The organism is Paenibacillus sp. F411 (genome assembly GCF_017582705.1).
Lineage (GTDB): Bacteria > Bacillota > Bacilli > Paenibacillales > Paenibacillaceae > Paenibacillus_AQ > Paenibacillus_AQ algicola.
In genome coordinates this window covers 139,841-157,857 of sequence record NZ_JAGFIP010000006.1, presented here as the reverse complement: position 1 = coordinate 157,857, position 18,017 = coordinate 139,841, and the positions used below count along the sequence as shown (strand labels likewise).

The window sequence follows — 18,017 nt, the reverse complement described above, 5'->3', positions numbered from 1 at the left end:
TAAATTTCCTGATCCTCCCCGAATGGCTTGCCATGTATGTTAAAATGGAGGCTATTACTTTGCCGTGCTTAACGCATGGTGTGATGGATGACAAGGAGGAAGATATGGATTTTATTCAAGACTGGCTGATCAATATGGGCGTTGAAGGCGCGATGGTTACCTATTTGGCTAATGGCATCATGATTGCGGTCATTGCCTTGCTGAGCATCATTGCGAACTATGTAACCAAGCGCGTTGTGCTGAATGTGTTAACCTACTACATTCACAACAACCGTTATCAATGGGACAATTATTTGCTGGAGCGAAAGGTATTTCACAAGCTGTCACATGTGGTGCCTGCCATTATCATATATTACTCGTCTTATTTGTTCCCGGCGTATCAGCATCTGATTGAAAAAGGAGTCATGCTCTACATCATTGTCGTTGTGCTGATGGTGCTGAATGCGTTCTTGAATGCCATCAATGACATCTATAACACATATGAGGTTTCCAAAGCCCGGCCGATCCGGGGATATGTGCAGGTTGTGAAGATTTTCATCTATATTATCGGGGCTATTCTGCTTATCTCCAACATGATCGGGGAGAGTCCGGTCATCCTGCTTAGCGGGATTGGCGCGCTGTCCGCGGTCATCATGCTCGTATTCAAGGATTCCATTCTGGGTCTGGTAGCAGGCGTGCAGCTAACCTCAAACGATATGGTCCGTGTGGGTGACTGGATTGAGATGCCGAAATATGGCGCGGACGGCGATGTGCTGGACATTTCCCTGAACACGGTGAAGGTACAGAATTTTGACAAGACGATCACGACCATTCCGACCTACGCGCTGATCTCGGATTCCTTCAAGAACTGGAGAGGGATGCAGACCTCCGGCGGACGGCGGATCAAGCGGTCCATCTATGTGGATATGAGCAGCGTGTCCATCAGCAGTCCGGAGATGATCGAGAAGTTCAGAAGCATTCACTGCCTTCAGGACTATATCGCGCAAAAAGAGCTTGAGATCCAGCAGTACAACCTGGAGCACCAGATTGACGAGCTGAACAAGGTCAACGGCAGAGCTCTGACCAATCTGGGCACATTCCGGGTGTATATCGAATGCTATCTAAGGCGCCATCCCAAGATTCACAAGGGTATGACCTGCATGGTCAGACAGCTTCAGGCCGGAGAGAACGGTCTGCCTCTGGAGATTTATGCGTTCACGAACGATATTGACTGGGGGGTATTCGAGAATGTGCAGGCTGACGTATTTGATCACATTATTGCAGTGGCACCGGAATTCGGGCTTCGTGTATTCCAGAATCCTTCCGGTCATGACCTGAAGCAGATGCTGACACCAGAACAGTCGGAACGGCCGGAACGCGGCTACTCGTAATCTGCTCCCTACAGCACAAAAGCACATAAAAAACCTCTCTTCGCAGCCTGGCTGTGGAGAGAGGTTTTTGTGTGTGAGCTAGTAAGCAGCTCAGATCTACTTATCTCGGTTTAACCCGAATACGTAGGATTCCAGCATATCCCGAAGTGAATCGAAGGATTCCGGGCGCGCGCTGTATTTGTAGCGCTCCCCTTGCTTTTTTAGATGCATCCGGAGAAGTCCGGCTGTTTTGAGCAGAGAGAGATGATAGTGGAGATTGCTCTTGGACAGCTTGGTCTTCTGCTGAAGCTCGGTAAACGTGACAGGACCGGCGGCCAGGATATGCAGCAGAATCAGGCGCTTCTCATCGGCAAGGCTCTTGATCATCCGCAGCATCTGGCTGGTCGGTGTATCCTCATTCATCTGCTCATCATCAACGGCATAGCTGACGACAAGCTGCTTGTCGTTCATAATATCGATCCGGTTGAGCGGCTTAATGTGGTAGGCAGGAATCAGCAGAATAAATTCCAGTTCTTCCTCCAGGTCAAGCACCACCCCGCTCGTGGCAGCATCAATCAGGTCAGGATAAGATAATGTCCGGCTCAGCTCCTCCACGCGGGCGGCGGAACGCTGAAGGCTGCCAAGGATGTGGTCCGAAATGTGGCAGGCCTGCTGCCATTCCCGAAGTACATCCACACTCCCGTCACGGAACGCCTTCAAGCCGATGCTCATGCCGGGACCCTCCTCCAGATAAGGGGAGAGCCTTTCATACAATTCACCCTCGCCCAGCTCCGCCATCCAGTTCAAGTAAGCGTCAATCTCATGCTTGGCAGGGCTGTCCAGGATTAATAAATGCAAAAAAGAAATATGATCGCAGAATTGAAGCTGATCCAGCCGGGCATCGAAGGAGTCCGACAGATGCTTCTCCATCTGCTTTCTCCACTTGTTTCCCAGGTCGTGAAGCTGGTTCTTTCGGTCTTGATAGGCAAACAAGCTCGTCGCAAGCTCATGCACGGGAGAGTAGTCGATGTGGATCACGGTCATACCTTCAATTCGCTCCTTCTCAAGTTCAGGTCAAACACAAGTTTAACATACTTGGGCTAAAAAAGGATTGCAAAAATAAAAAGTTCATGTATTATTGAACTTAACAGATTAGTTCTAAAAATTATGAACTAAATGAATGAGCGGTTAGGGAACCTATTCTGATGATCATCCCATTTTAGGAGGGACTACAATGCATAATTGGTTTGGGTCAGAGTATTTGATTGAAGAACAGCAGCAGGAATTAGAGAAAAAGGCAAGGGAGGCGTGGAAGTATGGACAAGAGCAGCAGAGGGATACGAAACAGATCAGCAAATACACTGAAATCACACGGGAATACAGAAACATTTCAAAAAAACTCAGATTCTTGCTCCGGTCTTTGTTCAACCCCCGCCAGGGAATCAAGAAACGGAAAGCGGGCAGGATGTAGTGTGGAATTGCTGAAGAACATCAATTTAAATGCGCAAGAGGATGACGTGCTGTCTGCCATCCTGTCTTTGCCGTCAACGATGAGCCAGCCTATGTATTTATACTATTATGAAGGCTTCAGCACCCAGGATATCGCCAAAGTATTGCAAATTCCAATCGTTAACGTCCGAAACCGAATGAGCCGGGCCCGGAAAAAAATTATGCAGAGCCTGGGAGCGCAGCATGGGGGATTTGTGGACGGGAGGCGCAAAAGGCATCAGCCGGAGTGTGAAATGCTGTAACCTTTCGAAGCTAGGCAGGACCGACCTGCCTACAATACAAAACGGCTCTGCGAGATCACCATGATCTCGCAGAGCCGTCTCTCTAGTTACAGCTTAGTACAGCAGAGCCGCCTGGCGCTTCAGATGATCCTCAATGACCATGCAGGCCATTGCCTCGATCACAGGCACGACACGGGGACAGATGCACGGGTCATGACGGCCGATCGTTCTGATCTCGCGGTCATTGCCTTGAGTGTCTACCGTCTGCTGGGACAGAGAGATCGAAGAGGTCGGCTTCACCGCAACGCGAAACACGATTTCCTGTCCTGTGCTGATGCCGCCGATGATACCGCCGGCATGATTGGTTTGAAAGCCGGAGTTATCCATCTGGTCATTATGCTCGCTGCCACGCATGGAAGCGGCCTGAAAGCCTGTGCCGAATTCGATGCCCTTGATGGCGCCGACCGACAGCATCGCCTTGGCCAGCTCAGCATCCAGCTTGTCAAAGACCGGCTCGCCAAGGCCTGCCGGAACACCAGTGATGCGGCATTCCACGATACCGCCGCAGCTATCGCCTTCCTCAGCGAGCTTCTCGATCTTGCGGACCATGAGCTCGGCTGCGGCCGGGTCACACGCGCGAACCGGATTGCTCTCGATCGCAGCTGGATCAAAGGTTTCGCATTTAATGTCCCCTACCTGGGTGGTATACGCCAGCACACCAACGCCTTTCAGCTCCAGCAGCTTGCGGGCTACGGCACCTGCGGCTACACGCCCTGCTGTTTCACGGCCTGAGGCTCTGCCGCTGCCGCGGTAGTCGCGAATCCCGTATTTTTTCTCATAGGTCCAGTCGGCATGTCCGGGTCTGTACATATTCTTGATATCATCATAGCTGGACGGCCGCATATCCGTATTGTTCAACAAAATGCACAGCGGTGTACCTGTAGTCTTGCCTTCGAAGATCCCGGATACGATCCGGATCTTGTCATATTCCTTACGGGGGGTGGTCACTGAGGACTGACCCGGTCTTCTCCGGTCCATCTGTACCTGAATGTAAGACTCGTCGAGCTCCACGCCCGGCGTAACGCCTTCTACAATAACTCCGACAGAATCACCATGGGATTCGCCGAAGGTGGTCATCTTGAATCGCTCTCCAAATGTACTGCCTGCCATAACCATGCCTCCATGTTCTTGAAGTTTCTCTTTTCTTAGTATAACGGTATACTTGAAATAAATGAAATTGTTATTATTGAGCTTTGTCATAGAGAGGGTTGATGACAGAATGCTGAAGACCAGCATGGAAGGGTATCGGGTGTTCTTGGCGGCGGCAGAGTCGCTTAATTTAACCAAAGCGGCCGAGCAGCTGCATCTGACGCAGCCCTCGGTGAGTTATGCCATCAAGCAGCTGGAGACATCGCTCGGAGTGAAGCTGTTTGAGCGATTGTCCAAAGGGGTACGGCTGACGCCGGAGGGAGAAGTGCTGTACATCCGGGTGCAAAAAAGTTTCGCAGAGCTGGAGTCCGCCGAGAAGGAGCTCTTAAAGCTGCGGGAATATAAAGAAGGCCAGCTGCGCATCGGAGCCAATGGAGCGATGATTAAAGAGCTGCTCATTCCGCTGCTGGACAGCTTCCACAATCATTACCCCGGCATCCGCATTCAGCTGGTGCAGGAAAGTACAGGAGCAGTTGTGCAAAAATTGAAGGACGGAACGCTGGATTTGGGCTTTGTCCATCTGCCGGTAAAGGATGAGGAGATCACCAGCTGGAGCTATGAGACATTGCCTTATTGTGTCGTCGTGGGCGAGAGCTTTCGGAGATGGGCGGGGGGAGGGGAGCCGCTGTCTGCCGCAAGGCTTGCGGAGCTGCCGCTGCTGCTGTTGTCCTCTGGCAGCTCCACCCGTTCTTTTATTGAGGGATGGTTTCTATCGCAGGGCGTAGAAATTCAAGGGGATTTCGAATTGAACAGCCTGGATATGCTGGCTGAGTTCGCAGAGCGGGGCTACGGAGCGGCCTTTCTGCCAAGAAGCTTCGCCGAGAAACGCATTCAGCAGGGCAAGCTGCTCATGCTGAACACCGCTCTGCCGCTGCCGGACCGCGAGATCGGCATCGCTGTCCGCAAGGGGGGAGCGCGGTCTCTGGCCGCCAGCGCATTTATGAAGCATCTGGAGACTGTGAAGGAATAAAAGATGGATCCTCAGATGCTCACTGTCAGCGCAACCGCGATCAAGTGGGTGAGCTTATAAGCTCTTGACCTGTCCGTTTAGGAATTACTCCTCCCCCGGACAATCCCGGCCGCGGTTTCCTTCACGGACTCCACACCGCTTGAGAACAGCTTCATGGAATAGGTAACCATCAAGCCCTCGTGCAGCATGAGCAGCTGCTCTGCGGCTGCCGCGGGTTCAGCGTGATCTGTCTTCTCCAGCAGGTCACCAAACAGCTCCTTCAGCCATTTTTTTTCTTCTATTATAACTGCACGTCCCGGATGCAGCTCATCCAGCTCGGCCAAGGCATTGATAAAGGCACATCCCCGCTGGTTCTGTGAATGGAGCCAGCTCTCCAGCGCATCGAACACGGCCAGGATCTTATCAATGGGCTGCCCTTGCTCTACGGCGTCCAGATAGGGTATCAGATGCTCCTTCCACTTGCGGTCACGCTCCTTCAAATAAGCAACGATCAGCTGGTCCTTGGAGCCAAATCGGTCGTACAGGGTTTTCTTGGTTACGCCAGCCTCGCTCGCGATGCTCTCGACACCCACGGCATGAATGCCTCGCCAGTAGAACAGTCGGGATGCGGTATCGAGGATTTTTTGGGCGGCGGGAGTCAAAGAGGTATTGTTATTCATGTCGCTCACTCTCCATTTCATTCACATGGGTGATGTGTCTGTTTTGTCGCTTTCGCGGACTGCCAATGGCGGTGACACTCCATACACAGATTAACATTCCTGCTACGGTAAGGATACCGATCTTGTCTCCAAACATCAGAAACGACCACAGCATAGTTACGGGAGGGGTCAGGTAGAGCAGGCTGCTCACCCGGGTCACACTTCCAGCTTTTAGATTCAGCCAGTAAAAGCCGTAGCCTCCCACGGTCGAGAAGCCGGCGAGCCAGGCAGCCGCCAGCCAGAAATCAGCCGACACTGGCGGAGACGCCTGTCCGGAGGCAGCACCCATCCACGAGAACAGCACGGCGCTGATGACGGTCTGGATGAACAGGGTATCTGCCAGTCTGACAGTGGAAGGTCGTGCTTTCTCGTACAGCGTCGCGCCCACGAGACTGATCATAGCCAGGAAGGATAACACATAGGCCCACAGCGGAGCCTCGGAACGCACGCCAAGATCCTCGAATACCACGAGCAGCACCCCAAGCAGTCCAAGCGCCAGTCCGCCCCATTGCTTCAAGGAGGTGGGCTCCTTCAAAACAGGGCCGACCAGCGCAGCCGCTGCAATGGGCTGAAGGATAGTAATGAGATTGGACGTACCGGCAGATACGCCCATTTCAATGGATAGAAATACACAATACAAATACGCTCCTTGGGCAAACAGGCCGAGCAGGCCTTGCGTAATGACCGTTCGGAGCGTTAGCCTCGTTCGATGCCGCCAGCCCCACCATGCACCCAGCACAACAGCCGCTATAATAAACCGCCACATCAAGATCGTCATGGAACCAGCTTCATCCGTACCCAATCTCGCTCCGATAAACCCGGAGCTCCACATGATGACAAAGCCTGCCGCCAGCCATAAAGGGGATTTTAGCAGCTTCAGCCATATAGCTTGTGCAGCTCTTGAGAGCATAATCATAGTAAGCCTCCTCTAGTTATAAACCGATCGGTATAATGTTTACATGTAACCATACCGGTTGGTATACTGTCAAGGCGTGATGAAGTGTCCGCTGGATTGGACGTCTGTATTTCCGAAAGAGCATGAAGCTGGAATTTCCGCTTTTGTCATCCCGTGTTTTATAATATATTGGATCTTAAGAGGCTTGGCAGCTTGAAATCCACGAAACAAGAGGAGGCGGGAGATGGATAACAAGTTATGGTATTTATCAAAGGTCAGCATTTTTGAGGCGCTGGCTGAGCAGGATTTGCAGGAGCTGGACCAGATCGCGCCGATGACTCATTTTGATGCGCTGCCTAAGGGCACATTGATCCAGACGCCGGATACGAACCGCGACGGACTGTTTTTCATTAAGCAGGGCAAGCTTCGGCTTTACAAGATCAGCCTCGAAGGCAAGCAGTTCACGGCAGGCATTCTGGGCAAGGGCAATATGTTTGGCGAGATCGACACCTTTTCGTTCGGAACCGGCGGCATTTATATAGAAACATTGGAAGAGACGATGATCTGTTCTATTCCACGCGAGCAGTTTGAGGCCTTCTTATCCAAAAGGCCGGAGCTGGCTATGAAGCTGCTGGCTGAATTCAGCACCCTCCTTCGGGAGCGGGATGAGATGCTGGAGAAGCTGGCATTTGGCGATTTGCGGGAACGGGTGCTGCACCTGCTTCTGAAGCTGTCCGAGAAGTTCGGCATCGGCAAGGAAGACCCGGTCAAAATCGATCTCGCCCTGACGCACCAGGAGATCGCGAATATGATCGGCGCCACGCGCGAGGCTGTCACGGTTGTGCTGAATGAGCTGGTTAGGGACGGCATGCTGGAGACGGGCCGCAAGAGCATTGCGGTATATCAAGCGGCGTCAAGAAGCTGTCTGGAGCTAGGCTGCAAAAGCAAATAAGCATGCGACATCCGGAGAAACCTATAACTTTTTATAGGTTTCTTTTCTTTTGTAAGTTACATTACAGAACTAGGGAGAGGAGATGGTCTACAATGAGTTCAACTTACAGAAAAGGAGTGAACAACATGGGAGCCGTTACTTTAACGCAATCCACGTTTCAAGAGCAAATTGATCAGGGGGTCACACTGGTTGACTTCTGGGCACCTTGGTGCGGACCGTGCAAAATCCAGATTCCGATCATCGAGGAGCTGTCCACGGAGCTGGATCAGGCTACCATTGCGAAGGTGAATGTCGATCAGGAGCCGGAGCTTGCGTCCAAATACGAAATTATGAGTATTCCGACACTGCTTCTTTTTAAAGATGGAGAGCTTGTGGATAAAATGGTTGGTCTTCAAAGCAAAGAAGTGTTGAAGAACAAATTAAATATATAATCTTACCCCCAAAAGGAGAGGCTGCAGAATGAAAAAGTTTGCGATTATTGTTCACTCGTCAGAGAATGAGCTGGGCCGTGCGCTTCACGCTCTGCTGTATGCTATGGAGCTGAATGAGGCGGGCCATGAGGTCAAGGTTATTTTTGACGGAGCAGGTACTGTGTGGGTGAAGAAATTTGAGGATCCGGCAAGTGACTACAATCCGGTCTACAATGCCGTGAAGAACCAGGGTCTGATCGCAGGCGTCTGCGAATACTGCTCGAACGCATTTGGCGTAAATGAGGATGTGAAGCAGTCCGGTCTGGCCTCCATGGGAGAGCGCGACGGACATCCAAGCATCGCCGAGCTGGTTGCTGCCGACTACCAGATCATCACCCTTTAATCCGGCGCACCGCTGCCGGGTATGATATAATACATCTCATGTGCCGAGACCGGCCGGAGAGGTTAGACGATGAGCTGAAGGAGGATGCAGAGCATGGATCGAATTCAAAGCAAGCAGCAATATGAGGATCTGATTAACCGCGAAGGGCTGACGGTCATTAAATATGACGCCACCTGGTGTCCGGATTGCAAGACGCTGGACAAATTTATGCCTGACATCGTAAGCAAGCATCCCGACAAGGAGTTTTATGCCCTGGATGTGGAGCAGCTGGAGGATGTGGCGAGCCATAATGAAGTGCGCGGCATTCCAAGCCTGCTCGTGTATCAAAATGGCGTGAAGCTGGCACATCTGCACAGCAAGTATGCCAAGACGCCGAATCAGATTTCAGAGTATTTGGAGACACTGGAGTCCAAGAACTGAATCTGGTCATGAAATAGCAGCCCCGGTCTGAGAAAGCCGGGGCTGCTTCCTTAACGAATGGCGGGAAAACAGCGAAAGTGCATTTTAAACATACAAAAGTATAGTAACTTATTATAAACTGGTGTATAATCAGATGATATAGATGACATTACAAATATAAATTTGAATATGGATCTTCGGGGTAGGGTGAAATTCCTGACCGGCGGTGATGGCATGAATCTCTTAAGGCATTCATGCATAAGCCCGCGACTCGCTGTATGGTTTATACAGCGACTGACCTGGTGGAATTCCAGGGCCGACGGTAAAGTCCGGATGGGAGAAGATCAATCACAGGTGTGCTGCGCGGTTTTTTGAACGGCGTGAGCAGGCTTGTTTGGTCAGCCCCCGAGCTCTCGATTCCAGGATGGAATGGACAGCCGGGGGCTTTCTTGCGGTAAGACTCCGTATTCGAGGATAGGAGAAGTCAATGATGGCACGTGCAGGCACAAGCTCCAATCTCCATGCAGATGGAAGGAATTACTCTCGGCTTCACGCAGGAGGCGGCTTCTGGCTCGTCGCTCTGGGAGCCGCGCTCTGGGGGATTAACCCCCTGTTTCGGGTGACGTTATTGAACTACATGACCTCGGCGCAGATTGTGATGCTGGAGCATCTGCTCATCTCGCTGATCGCGGTGCCCATTCTCTGGCGTAACCGGGCAGAGCTGCTCTCTTTGAGCTGGAAGCATGCGGGGGCGCTATTGTTCATTTCTTGGGGCGGCTCGGCGCTCGCCACCATTCTGTTTACGGCGGGGTTGTCGAGCGGCAATCTGAATGCTGTGCTGCTGCTGCAAAAGCTTCAGCCGCTGTTTGCTATCATTCTCGCCAGCCTGCTGCTGAAGGAGCGGCTGCCGCGCCATTTTGGCTGGCTGCTGGGCATTGCGCTTGCTGGAACCTATATGCTGACCTTCGGCCTGTCGTTTCCGGGAGGGAACTGGGGACAATATCTTCAGGCCGGGAGCCTGATGTCTCTGGGAGCCGCTGCTCTGTGGGGCGGCTCCACGGTCATGGGGCGGATGATGGTCGGCAAGATCAAATACGAAACCGTAACCTCGCTCAGGTTCGTGCTGGCGCTTCCACTGCTTTCCATGATCTCCTGGAGCGAGGGCGCAGCCTGGAATCTTCCGGCAGCCGGAACGGCGGAAGGTACAGCTGTCATGCTGAATCTGGCGGGTCAAGCGCTGCTGCCGGGACTGCTGAGCCTGATGATCTATTACAAGGGCCTGACGACAACGAAAGCGTCCGCTGCGACCCTTGCCGAGCTGAGCTTTCCTATGGTCGGTGTACTGATCAACTGGATGGTCTTCCAGGAAACAATCACGCTTGCACAAACGCTGGGCTTCGTGCTCATCTGGCTAAGTCTGTATCTGCGCTCCAGGCAGTCGAATCACGCTGCGGCAGCCGAGCAGCAGCCGTCACCCTATAGGCAGGCCAGCGCCTGAACAGCATCCTAAAGGGCTGTGACCTTGCCAATCTTAACAAGACTGCATCTGCAAGATTTCAGATCTGTGTCCTGCAGTCTTTTTTTGTCGATTTTCATTGAAAAAAATGTAATTTAAAAGAGGAATTGGCGCTGCAGCTATCGAATTTAATCGAAAGACTGAATCTCGTAATGACTGGATTGATGCATATGAATCTGAATCTGGATATGAACACTGTATTCATCTGCCTCGTCACAGGGCATGTGTTTACCATATTGTTAATTTGGGCATACCGCCGGGGGCATGACAGGGACCGGGCGGTTAATGCTTTTTATGCGGCAAAGATGCTGCAGGCAGGCGGATGGATGCTCGCCATGTTTCGCAATGAAGCCCCTGACCTCCTGACGGTATATGCGGCTAACACGCTGTTGTTCATGGCAGCTGCATGCGAGGCAGCAGCGCTGCTGCGGCTGGTGGATGCCTTTGACCGACGTACCCGGGCCATGTATATCATGCTGACCGCCGGGTGCCTGATACTGTTTTATTCGGTTGCACTGGGGACGGGCATGGAGAAATACCGGATCGTTGCTGCCTCCTTCGGGCTGTCCCTGTACTTTATACTGCCAGCAGTCAAGATGCTGCGCCGCGCTCGTGCTTCTCTCTTAATGAAGATCACCGCCTTCACGAGCATCCTGATCGCAGGAGGAACCTTCGTAAGGGGCATTGTGGCTTGGACAACAGATGGGCCGACGTCACTGTATGAGCCGAATGTGTTCCAGCCGCTCGCCTTCCTGCTTCTGTTTCTGCTCTTATTTATGGGTAACACCAGCTTTGTGCTGTTGTCCAAGGAGCGAGCCGATGCCGAGCTGCTGCGGCTGGCCAGCTATGATGATCTGACCGGTGTGCGCAACCGCAGAACCTTCATTACCGAAGCGCGTCTGGCGCTGGAGCAGTGCCGCAGGAAAGGGGCACCGGTTTCCTTTATGCTTATGGATGTAGATGAGTTCAAGGACATTAACGACACCTATGGCCATGATATGGGCGATCGGGTGCTGCAGGAGTATGCCGGTCTGGTTCAGGCAGCACTGGAGCCGGGAGATCTGCTGGGACGCTATGGCGGTGATGAGTTCGCGGTGCTGCTGCCCTTTGCCGACGAGCGAGCCTCTGATGTGGTAGCCGAGGCGATCCGGCAGGCAGCCGAGGATTCCCGGCATGGTTCTGGAATTCCGTTTGCGCTCAGTATCGGAGTGGTCACGGTGCATATGAAGGATAGGATGTCTATCGACAAGCTGTACAAGCTGAGCGATATTGCACTTTATGAGGCGAAGCAGGCCGGCCGGAACCGGGTCATGCGGACCCTCCCGGACGTACATGGCAAGGGAGATGGCATTGCGGCGGAAGCGGCAGGGTAGGGGCAGCAGCAGACTAACGGCAAGGCGGTGCAGAGAGATTCTGGCCGTCTTTTTTATATATGCTGAGATCTGCCGGCTCTCCGCCCGGATAACGAGAAGCCGCGGCACATGCCGGTGCTCCTCGTTATTCGGGCGGCTTTTTCGGGTAAAGATAAGGTACAACAATCCCGAAGGAGTGAGGAAGATGAAGGAATTTGATTACTCCCTGGATTACAAGCAGCTGGACCTTCGTCAGCAGCCGGAGCTGTACACGGTCGGACGGGGAGAGCAGGGGGTCCTGCTCGTCGAGCCGTACAAGGGTGAGATTTTGCCCCACTGGCGGTTCAAGACCCCGGAAATCGCAAGTCAATCCTCGGAAAAGATATACGAAATGTTTCTGAATTATAAAGATGAAGGCGATTTCGTCGGTATGGATATGGCCAGAAAATTTCTGCAGATGGGCTATACAAGGGCCCGCAGATACACGAACCATAAAGGCGGACGGAAATATTCCAAGGAGGACGGGGCCATTCTGCCTTACCAGAACGACAAGATCAAGGCAGAAGCGGCGGCGATTTTCAAAAAGAAATGGTTTGAAGCAAAGAGTGATCCTGATTATATCAGGATGAAGGAGGAGCACCGGGACCGGTATGAGCAGGAGGAGAAGCGGGAGAAGCAGAAGCAGCATTAAGGATGCCGAAGCGGCGTAGGACATATGGAGCATTCCGGAGCAGCTGAAGAAGTTTGGAGCGGCAAACATCCGCAGGCTGAAATACGTTATAATAGACATATCATCTACAAGCGGGGCTCCTGCTCATCGGCAGGGAGCCCGGTTTTGTGCGGAAGTGGAGAAGCAGTCAGTTGATATCATCGGAGCCTTCCCAATACATAGCAACAGAAGGACTCTCGCGGCGGAGGAATGGACATGGGTATCGTTTTTACGTTTTTGAACAAGTATCGGGTGGCTGCCCTGGCGGCACTGCTCATGATGATCATCGAGCTTGCCGTCGAGCTGTCGCAGCCGCTGATCATCTCCAAGATCATTGATGAAGGCATTCAGGAGAAGAATTTGACCGTTGTCTGGACTTGGCTGGCGGTGCTGGCGTCAACCGCGGTAATCGCGTTTGCTGCCGGTATCGCGAGCTCTTTTTTCGCCGCACATGCAAGTCAGGGGCTGGGGTATGACATGCGTGACAGGCTGTACGACAAGGTGCAGTCTTTCTCGTACGCAGTGTTTAACAAGTTCGCCACCTCCTCCCTGATCACCCGGCTGACCGGCGATGTGACACAGATTCAGGATACGGTGTTCATGGGACTGCGGTTTATGACCCGCGTTCCGCTCGTCGTCTCGGGAAGCATTATTATGGCGCTGGTCATTGATGTTCAGCTCGGATTGTGGCTGGCGCTGACGGTGCCGATGCTATCGATCTTTATCGCCTGGGTGATGAAGAAAGCTGCGGTTTCCTTCAGGCGGGTTCAGCAGCGTCTGGATGCCGTGAACGGCGTCATTCAGGAGAATCTGACCGGCATTCGGCTCATCCGCGTCTTCGTGCGCATGGGACATGAAATCCGCCGGTTCGCCTCCTCTTCAGAGCAGCTGATGCAGCGCACCGTATCCACACTGCGCATGACTGAACGGACAATGCCGTTCATTCTGATCGTGATGAATACCGCAATTATCGCGGTGCTCTGGTTCGGGCGGCGTGACATTACGACTGGCAATGCGTCCATCGGGGAGGTCGTCGCCGTGCTCAATTACTCTCTCCGCTGTATCGGGGCGATGTCGATGCTGTCAGGGCTGGTAATGGTACTATCCCGGGCAAGAGCCTCCGCGCTCCGGATTCAGGAAGTACTGGAGACAGAGGATGCTTCCTTGGAGGGTTCTGGGAAGCAAGATGGGGTCCGCGCTGGATTGTCCAAGCAGCCTGATATTCCGGTTATTGCGGGCGACGTTGAATTCAATCACGTAGGCTTCAGCTACCCGGGCAGCGATATTACGGTGCTGGAGGAGATCTCTTTCCGCGCGGCACCGGGGGAGCGGATTGCGATTATGGGAGCTACCGGAGCCGGCAAATCCTCGCTCGTCCAGCTCATTCCGCAGCTCTATCAGGAGCATAAGGGCACGGTGCTAATTGACGGACAGGCAGCCCATAGCTACGCGCCGGACAGCCTTCGCGCCAGCATTGGCTATGTGCCGCAGGAGGTGCTGTTATTTTCCGGTACCGTGAGAGATAATATCGCCTGGGGACGTCAGGATGCCAGCCTGGAGGACATTATGGAGGCGGCGAAGCAGGCCCAGATTCATGAGACGATTCTTCGCCTGCCGAAGAGATATGACACGATGCTGGGACAGCGGGGCGTGAACCTCTCCGGCGGTCAGAAGCAGCGCTTGTCGATTGCCCGGGCACTGGTCCGCAAGCCGGCGATTCTCATCCTGGATGACAGTACCAGTGCGCTGGATGTCAAGACAGAGTCGGCGCTGCTGCAAGCGCTGAAGGAGATTTCGTGCACGACCTTTTTAATTACGCAAAAAATCAGCTCTACCGTGTCGGCAGACCAGATTCTGCTGCTGGATGAAGGGCGCCTGATCGCCTGCGGCGAGCATGAAGAGCTGATGAACGATTCTGCACTGTACCGCCGAATCTATGAATCCCAGCATGAGGAGGAAACCGCGCATGTTCAGAGCCTTCATTGAACCATTCCGTCAGCCGAGACCCCGGTTTGAGCTGGGGGAGGGCAAAGGCATATTCACGGGGAAGAACAAGGTCCGCACCCGTAACTGGCAGGGGACGCTGAAGCGGATCTGGTCTTATCTGGCGAAGCGGAAGGGCAAGCTTGCCGTTGTATTGCTCATGGTGCTGCTCAGCTCCGGCTTAGGGCTACTAGGCCCATTTCTGCTCGGTACCGCGGTCGATCAATTTCTGGAATCGGCGGGCAGCGCCAGCAGCGCGGATGACTGGACCTGGATCTATTTTCTGATCGGGCTGGGCGTCGTGTTTATCCTGCAGGCGATCACGACCTGGCTGCATAACATCTGGATGATCGGCATCGCCCAGGAGACGGTATACCGCATGCGAACCGATCTGTTCACCCATCTGCACCGGCTGCCCATTCCGTTCTATGGCAAGCGGCAGCAGGGAGAAATTATGAGCCGCCTGACCAATGATATCGAGAATGTGAGCTCTACCCTAAATAGCTCCGCGATCCAGATCTTCTCCAGTGTACTGACGCTGGCGGGTACGGTTACGGTGATGCTGTGGCTCAGTCCGTTGCTGACACTGCTCACCTTTACGGTCGTGCCGCTCATGGCAGCCGGGCTTCGCTGGATTACCCGGCGCACCGGGCCGCTGTTCAAGGAGCGGCAGCGCAACCTGGGCGAGCTGAACGGCTACATTGAAGAAACCTTGTCCGGCCAACGCGTCATCAAGGCGTTCTCGCAAGAGAAGCGGGTGCTGCGGGAGTTCCGGGAGCGCAATACGAAGATTCGCATGTCCGGCTTCTGGGCACAGACGATTTCCGGCTTTATTCCGAAGCTGATGAACGGCTTGAACAATTTAAGCTTCGCCATCGTAGCCGGCATCGGCGGAATTATGGCTATCAAGGGCTATATTACGATCGGCGTGATTGTCATATTCGAAAGCTATGCCAGACAGTTTACCCGGCCGCTGAATGATTTGGCGAACCAGTGGAATACCCTCTTGTCCGCAATGGCAGGCGCAGAGCGCGTGTTCGAGGTGCTGGATGAAGAGGTGGAGTCCAGGGATGAGGGCCAGGCGGTGAAGCTGGAGCGGGTAGAAGGCAGCGTCTCCTTCCAGAACGTGTCCTTCTCCTATGAAGAAGACGGCGATACGCTGGATGGAATTACGTTTGAGGCGAAGCCTGGGGAGATGATTGCACTGGTCGGGCCGACAGGCGCGGGAAAGACGACGCTGATCCAGCTCTTGTCCCGATTTTATGATCCGAATCAGGGACAGATTTTACTGGATGGACGGGATCTGTCGACCATTCAGCGCGAGAGCCTGCGATCTCATATGGCATTCGTGCTCCAGGATTCCTTCCTGTTCGAAGGGACGATTCGGGAAAATATCCGCTACGGGCGGCTTCAGGCCACCGACGAAGAGGTGGAGGAGGCGGCCAAGCTGGCCAATGCGCATTCCTTTATCATGCGGATGAATGACGGCTATGACAAGGTGCTGAAGCATGGTGGCAGCGGCATCAGTCAGGGACAGAAGCAGCTGCTGGCGATCGCCCGCGCGATCCTGGCGAACCCGTCCATCCTGGTGCTGGATGAAGCGACGAGCAGTATTGATACCGTGACCGAGATCAAGATTCAGGAAGGGCTGCAGCGCCTGATGAAGGGCCGGACCAGCTTTGTCATTGCACACCGGCTGAATACGATCCGCCAAGCAGACCGGATTCTGGTGCTTCAGGACGGTCGTTTGCTGGAACAGGGCTGTCATGAGGAGCTGCTGGAGCAAAAAGGATTTTATAGTGAGCTGGTCCACAGCCAGCTCAAGAAAACAGCCAACTAAACAAGGGGCAGCCTGTCAGCCCATCCGTCAAGGGGTGGAGGTGTAAGGCTGCCCTTATGTATAAAGGAGACTTGCCTGATGAAGGAGCTATTTACACTGGAAGACATTCACACCACACTTGCCAGCCAGCCGCTGGTGGTGCTCGTGCTCAAGACGCAGCATTGCGGGGTTTGCGAGGCCGTGCAGAGCAAGGTAGCTGCAATGCTGGAGCCGCGGGAGCATATTACCGGCATCTACGCCTATATGGAGCATGCTCCGGAGGTCGCGTCCGCCTTTATGGCGCTGACTTCCCCGGTCGTTCTGGTGTTTTATGAAGGAAAAGAAGTATACCGTGCTGCCCGCTTTGTGCGGATGGAGGAGCTGGAGGGGGCGCTGAACCGTTACGAAGAGGTGATGAAGCTGCCGTAAAACATAGGTTTTTGTAAGAAGGGTCAACAAAGTAGTTTTATTTCACTCCCGGTACCCATACACATAAGGGAACGTGCCTGCGTGCACCTGAAAGCAACAATGTCTGAGCTGGGGGTGACTCACATCACTGTTCGCAGACGCAATCCCAGATGGTTTGTCTCAACGACCCGGGCCTATCTTCATGCTGCCTACCGCACCAGACGGTCAAGGCCGATCTATCGTGAGCTGAGCTTCGCGGAGGACGATTCATCATCCTTTGCAGCCGTGCTGCCCTATGGACGGATTTGCAAAGACGGTATGCTTGTGCTGACAAAGCGCTTCCAGCTGCTGCAGGATATTTCCTTTACCTTTCAGGGAGAGCATCTGAAGCCGGTTCGAAGAATACAGATGCTGCAGCAATGGAGAGAGAAGCCCGCAAGGTTTCTCGGGAGAACGGCGGCTTATCTGTGCTCCGCCTCTCCCGGCAACTATTTTCACTGGATGCTTGATGTGCTGCCCCGGCTTTACTTGCTGGAGCAGAGCGGCATTCCAGTGGATACCTATATTATGAACCGGACCACTCTTCACGCTTTCCATAAAGAAACGCTGGCGGCGGTGAACATTTCTCCTCATCAAATACTCGATGCCCGGCTTCACCTGCAGGTGAAGCGGCTTGTTGTAACCTCACCCATCACAAGGTATCAATTCAATGTGCAGCCCTACGTGATCCCGGTATCCATCCCGAAATGGGCTTGTCATTATTTACGCAGCGTATTTATCCCTTCCGAGCTGGACCACCTCGGAACTGCAGGAAAAGGGAGGTATCTTTATATCAGCCGCAGGCATGCTGTCTACCGCAAAGTCGTCAACGAGCCGGAGCTGACAGAGGCTTTATCCACTCTCGGCTTTAAGGTCGTTCAGCTGGAGCATCTGCGTCATGCCGAGCAGGTACAGCTGTTTGTGGAAGCCGCCTTCATCGTAGCGCCGCACGGAGCCGGCTTGACGAATACGGTGTTCTGCCGGCCAGGCACACGAATTATTGAGTTATTTGCTTCCAATTATACGCCCTCTTATTACGAAATGATCAGTGCTCACATGGGCCTTGACTATCATCGAATGGTCAGCGAGCCGGAGGAGGCATCGCTTGACTTTCGTGTCAATCCCGAGGATGTGCTGAAGCTGATCCGGTAAGCAGACGTAGAAACCGGTCGCCAA

General features: G+C 53.4%; 19 protein-coding genes and 1 riboswitch. Of the genes, 15 read left to right on the top strand and 4 right to left on the bottom strand.

The features are described from left to right. The first annotated feature begins 104 nt into the window (after positions 1 to 104). Positions 105 to 1,370 (top strand): mechanosensitive ion channel family protein, encoded by a 1,266-nt coding sequence (locus tag JJQ72_RS08870; protein ID WP_138224881.1) that lies wholly within the window; start codon positions 105 to 107, stop codon positions 1,368 to 1,370. Positions 1,371 to 1,466: 96 nt separating this feature from the next. Here the strand turns inward: JJQ72_RS08870 and JJQ72_RS08865 are convergent, their stop codons facing one another. Beyond that, a complete protein-coding gene (locus tag JJQ72_RS08865; RefSeq protein WP_208203418.1) occupies positions 1,467 to 2,393 on the bottom strand; it encodes an ArsR/SmtB family transcription factor in 927 nt (308 codons plus the stop codon). Between the two features lie 190 nt (positions 2,394 to 2,583). Here JJQ72_RS08865 and JJQ72_RS20465 point away from each other — a divergent pair, with 190 nt between their 5' ends. Then, entirely contained in the window at positions 2,584 to 2,820 is a 237-nt protein-coding gene (locus tag JJQ72_RS20465) for a hypothetical protein (RefSeq protein ID WP_243895967.1), read from the top strand. Position 2,821: 1 nt separating this feature from the next. Continuing rightward, complete coding sequence (locus JJQ72_RS20460; protein WP_347880731.1) at positions 2,822 to 3,100, top strand: RNA polymerase sigma factor; 279 nt, start codon at positions 2,822 to 2,824, stop codon at positions 3,098 to 3,100. Between the two features lie 93 nt (positions 3,101 to 3,193). Here JJQ72_RS20460 and aroC read toward each other — a convergent pair whose 3' ends face one another. Further along, on the bottom strand, positions 3,194 to 4,249 hold the full coding sequence (gene aroC, locus JJQ72_RS08855; protein ID WP_138224884.1) for a chorismate synthase: 1,056 nt from the start codon (positions 4,247 to 4,249) through the stop codon (positions 3,194 to 3,196). A gap of 109 nt (positions 4,250 to 4,358) precedes the next feature. Here aroC and JJQ72_RS08850 point away from each other — a divergent pair, with 109 nt between their 5' ends. Further along, positions 4,359 to 5,258, top strand: a complete 900-nt coding sequence (locus JJQ72_RS08850) for a LysR family transcriptional regulator (protein WP_208203416.1) — start codon at positions 4,359 to 4,361, stop codon at positions 5,256 to 5,258. 77 nt (positions 5,259 to 5,335) lie between these two features. Here JJQ72_RS08850 and JJQ72_RS08845 read toward each other — a convergent pair whose 3' ends face one another. Then, positions 5,336 to 5,917 (bottom strand): TetR/AcrR family transcriptional regulator, encoded by a 582-nt coding sequence (locus JJQ72_RS08845; protein WP_208203415.1) that lies wholly within the window; start codon positions 5,915 to 5,917, stop codon positions 5,336 to 5,338. Continuing rightward, positions 5,910 to 6,872, bottom strand: a complete 963-nt coding sequence (locus JJQ72_RS08840) for a DMT family transporter (protein ID WP_243895966.1) — start codon at positions 6,870 to 6,872, stop codon at positions 5,910 to 5,912. The genes JJQ72_RS08845 and JJQ72_RS08840 overlap by 8 nt, the downstream gene beginning before the upstream one ends. Before the next feature lie 223 nt (positions 6,873 to 7,095). Here JJQ72_RS08840 and JJQ72_RS08835 point away from each other — a divergent pair, with 223 nt between their 5' ends. The 11 genes from JJQ72_RS08835 (at position 7,096) to JJQ72_RS08785 (ending at position 17,993) form a co-directional block, all read left to right on the top strand. Then, complete coding sequence (locus tag JJQ72_RS08835; RefSeq protein WP_138224887.1) at positions 7,096 to 7,803, top strand: Crp/Fnr family transcriptional regulator; 708 nt, start codon at positions 7,096 to 7,098, stop codon at positions 7,801 to 7,803. A 125-nt stretch (positions 7,804 to 7,928) separates the two neighbouring features. Next, positions 7,929 to 8,234: a thioredoxin gene (gene trxA / locus JJQ72_RS08830; protein ID WP_138227646.1), complete on the top strand. Its 306-nt coding sequence runs from the start codon at positions 7,929 to 7,931 to the stop codon at positions 8,232 to 8,234. A gap of 28 nt (positions 8,235 to 8,262) precedes the next feature. Beyond that, positions 8,263 to 8,616 carry a DsrE family protein gene (locus tag JJQ72_RS08825; protein ID WP_138224888.1) on the top strand — a complete coding sequence of 118 codons (354 nt, stop codon included), beginning with the start codon at positions 8,263 to 8,265 and terminating at the stop codon, positions 8,614 to 8,616. 93 nt (positions 8,617 to 8,709) lie between these two features. Continuing rightward, the gene (locus JJQ72_RS08820) at positions 8,710 to 9,036 is read left to right on the top strand and encodes a thioredoxin family protein (protein ID WP_138224889.1); all 327 of its coding nucleotides are present in this window, start codon (positions 8,710 to 8,712) and stop codon (positions 9,034 to 9,036) included. A 168-nt stretch (positions 9,037 to 9,204) separates the two neighbouring features. After that, positions 9,205 to 9,364: riboswitch (FMN riboswitch) on the top strand. Positions 9,365 to 9,505: 141 nt separating this feature from the next. Next, positions 9,506 to 10,513, top strand: a complete 1,008-nt coding sequence (locus JJQ72_RS08815; protein WP_481856830.1) for a DMT family transporter — start codon at positions 9,506 to 9,508, stop codon at positions 10,511 to 10,513. Positions 10,514 to 10,701: 188 nt separating this feature from the next. Further along, positions 10,702 to 11,904 (top strand): GGDEF domain-containing protein, encoded by a 1,203-nt coding sequence (locus tag JJQ72_RS08810; RefSeq protein WP_208203413.1) that lies wholly within the window; start codon positions 10,702 to 10,704, stop codon positions 11,902 to 11,904. 184 nt (positions 11,905 to 12,088) lie between these two features. Next, on the top strand, positions 12,089 to 12,574 hold the full coding sequence (locus JJQ72_RS08805; RefSeq protein ID WP_208203412.1) for a DUF4385 domain-containing protein: 486 nt from the start codon (positions 12,089 to 12,091) through the stop codon (positions 12,572 to 12,574). Between the two features lie 234 nt (positions 12,575 to 12,808). Next, complete coding sequence (locus JJQ72_RS08800; RefSeq protein WP_138224893.1) at positions 12,809 to 14,578, top strand: ABC transporter ATP-binding protein; 1,770 nt, start codon at positions 12,809 to 12,811, stop codon at positions 14,576 to 14,578. Continuing rightward, positions 14,559 to 16,415: an ABC transporter ATP-binding protein gene (locus JJQ72_RS08795; protein WP_208203411.1), complete on the top strand. Its 1,857-nt coding sequence runs from the start codon at positions 14,559 to 14,561 to the stop codon at positions 16,413 to 16,415. Before JJQ72_RS08800 ends, JJQ72_RS08795 begins: the two co-directional genes overlap by 20 nt. A gap of 78 nt (positions 16,416 to 16,493) precedes the next feature. Continuing rightward, entirely contained in the window at positions 16,494 to 16,823 is a 330-nt protein-coding gene (locus JJQ72_RS08790; protein WP_138224895.1) for a YbbN family protein, read from the top strand. Between the two features lie 81 nt (positions 16,824 to 16,904). Continuing rightward, positions 16,905 to 17,993: a glycosyltransferase family 61 protein gene (locus JJQ72_RS08785; protein ID WP_208203410.1), complete on the top strand. Its 1,089-nt coding sequence runs from the start codon at positions 16,905 to 16,907 to the stop codon at positions 17,991 to 17,993. The last annotated feature ends 24 nt before the right edge of the window (positions 17,994 to 18,017 follow it).

Excerpts from the sequence above, each read along its gene's own strand:
- JJQ72_RS08835 (WP_138224887.1), top strand. The coding sequence starts at position 7,096 with ATGGATAACAAGTTATGGTATTTATCAAAGGTCAGCATTTTTGAGGCG.
- JJQ72_RS08815 (WP_481856830.1), top strand. The coding sequence starts at position 9,506 with ATGGCACGTGCAGGCACAAGCTCCAATCTCCATGCAGATGGAAGGAAT.
- JJQ72_RS08825 (WP_138224888.1), top strand. The coding sequence starts at position 8,263 with ATGAAAAAGTTTGCGATTATTGTTCACTCGTCAGAGAATGAGCTGGGC.
- JJQ72_RS08790 (WP_138224895.1), top strand. The coding sequence starts at position 16,494 with ATGAAGGAGCTATTTACACTGGAAGACATTCACACCACACTTGCCAGC.
- JJQ72_RS08865 (WP_208203418.1), bottom strand. The coding sequence starts at position 2,393 with ATGACCGTGATCCACATCGACTACTCTCCCGTGCATGAGCTTGCGACG.
- JJQ72_RS20465 (WP_243895967.1), top strand. The coding sequence starts at position 2,584 with ATGCATAATTGGTTTGGGTCAGAGTATTTGATTGAAGAACAGCAGCAG.
- JJQ72_RS08870 (WP_138224881.1), top strand. The coding sequence starts at position 105 with ATGGATTTTATTCAAGACTGGCTGATCAATATGGGCGTTGAAGGCGCG.
- JJQ72_RS08795 (WP_208203411.1), top strand. The coding sequence starts at position 14,559 with ATGTTCAGAGCCTTCATTGAACCATTCCGTCAGCCGAGACCCCGGTTT.
- JJQ72_RS08800 (WP_138224893.1), top strand. The coding sequence starts at position 12,809 with ATGGGTATCGTTTTTACGTTTTTGAACAAGTATCGGGTGGCTGCCCTG.
- trxA (WP_138227646.1), top strand. The coding sequence starts at position 7,929 with ATGGGAGCCGTTACTTTAACGCAATCCACGTTTCAAGAGCAAATTGAT.
- aroC (WP_138224884.1), bottom strand. The coding sequence starts at position 4,249 with ATGGCAGGCAGTACATTTGGAGAGCGATTCAAGATGACCACCTTCGGC.
- JJQ72_RS08810 (WP_208203413.1), top strand. The coding sequence starts at position 10,702 with ATGAATCTGAATCTGGATATGAACACTGTATTCATCTGCCTCGTCACA.
- JJQ72_RS08820 (WP_138224889.1), top strand. The coding sequence starts at position 8,710 with ATGGATCGAATTCAAAGCAAGCAGCAATATGAGGATCTGATTAACCGC.
- JJQ72_RS08805 (WP_208203412.1), top strand. The coding sequence starts at position 12,089 with ATGAAGGAATTTGATTACTCCCTGGATTACAAGCAGCTGGACCTTCGT.
- JJQ72_RS08850 (WP_208203416.1), top strand. The coding sequence starts at position 4,359 with ATGCTGAAGACCAGCATGGAAGGGTATCGGGTGTTCTTGGCGGCGGCA.
- JJQ72_RS08840 (WP_243895966.1), bottom strand. The coding sequence starts at position 6,872 with ATGATTATGCTCTCAAGAGCTGCACAAGCTATATGGCTGAAGCTGCTA.
- JJQ72_RS08845 (WP_208203415.1), bottom strand. The coding sequence starts at position 5,917 with ATGAATAACAATACCTCTTTGACTCCCGCCGCCCAAAAAATCCTCGAT.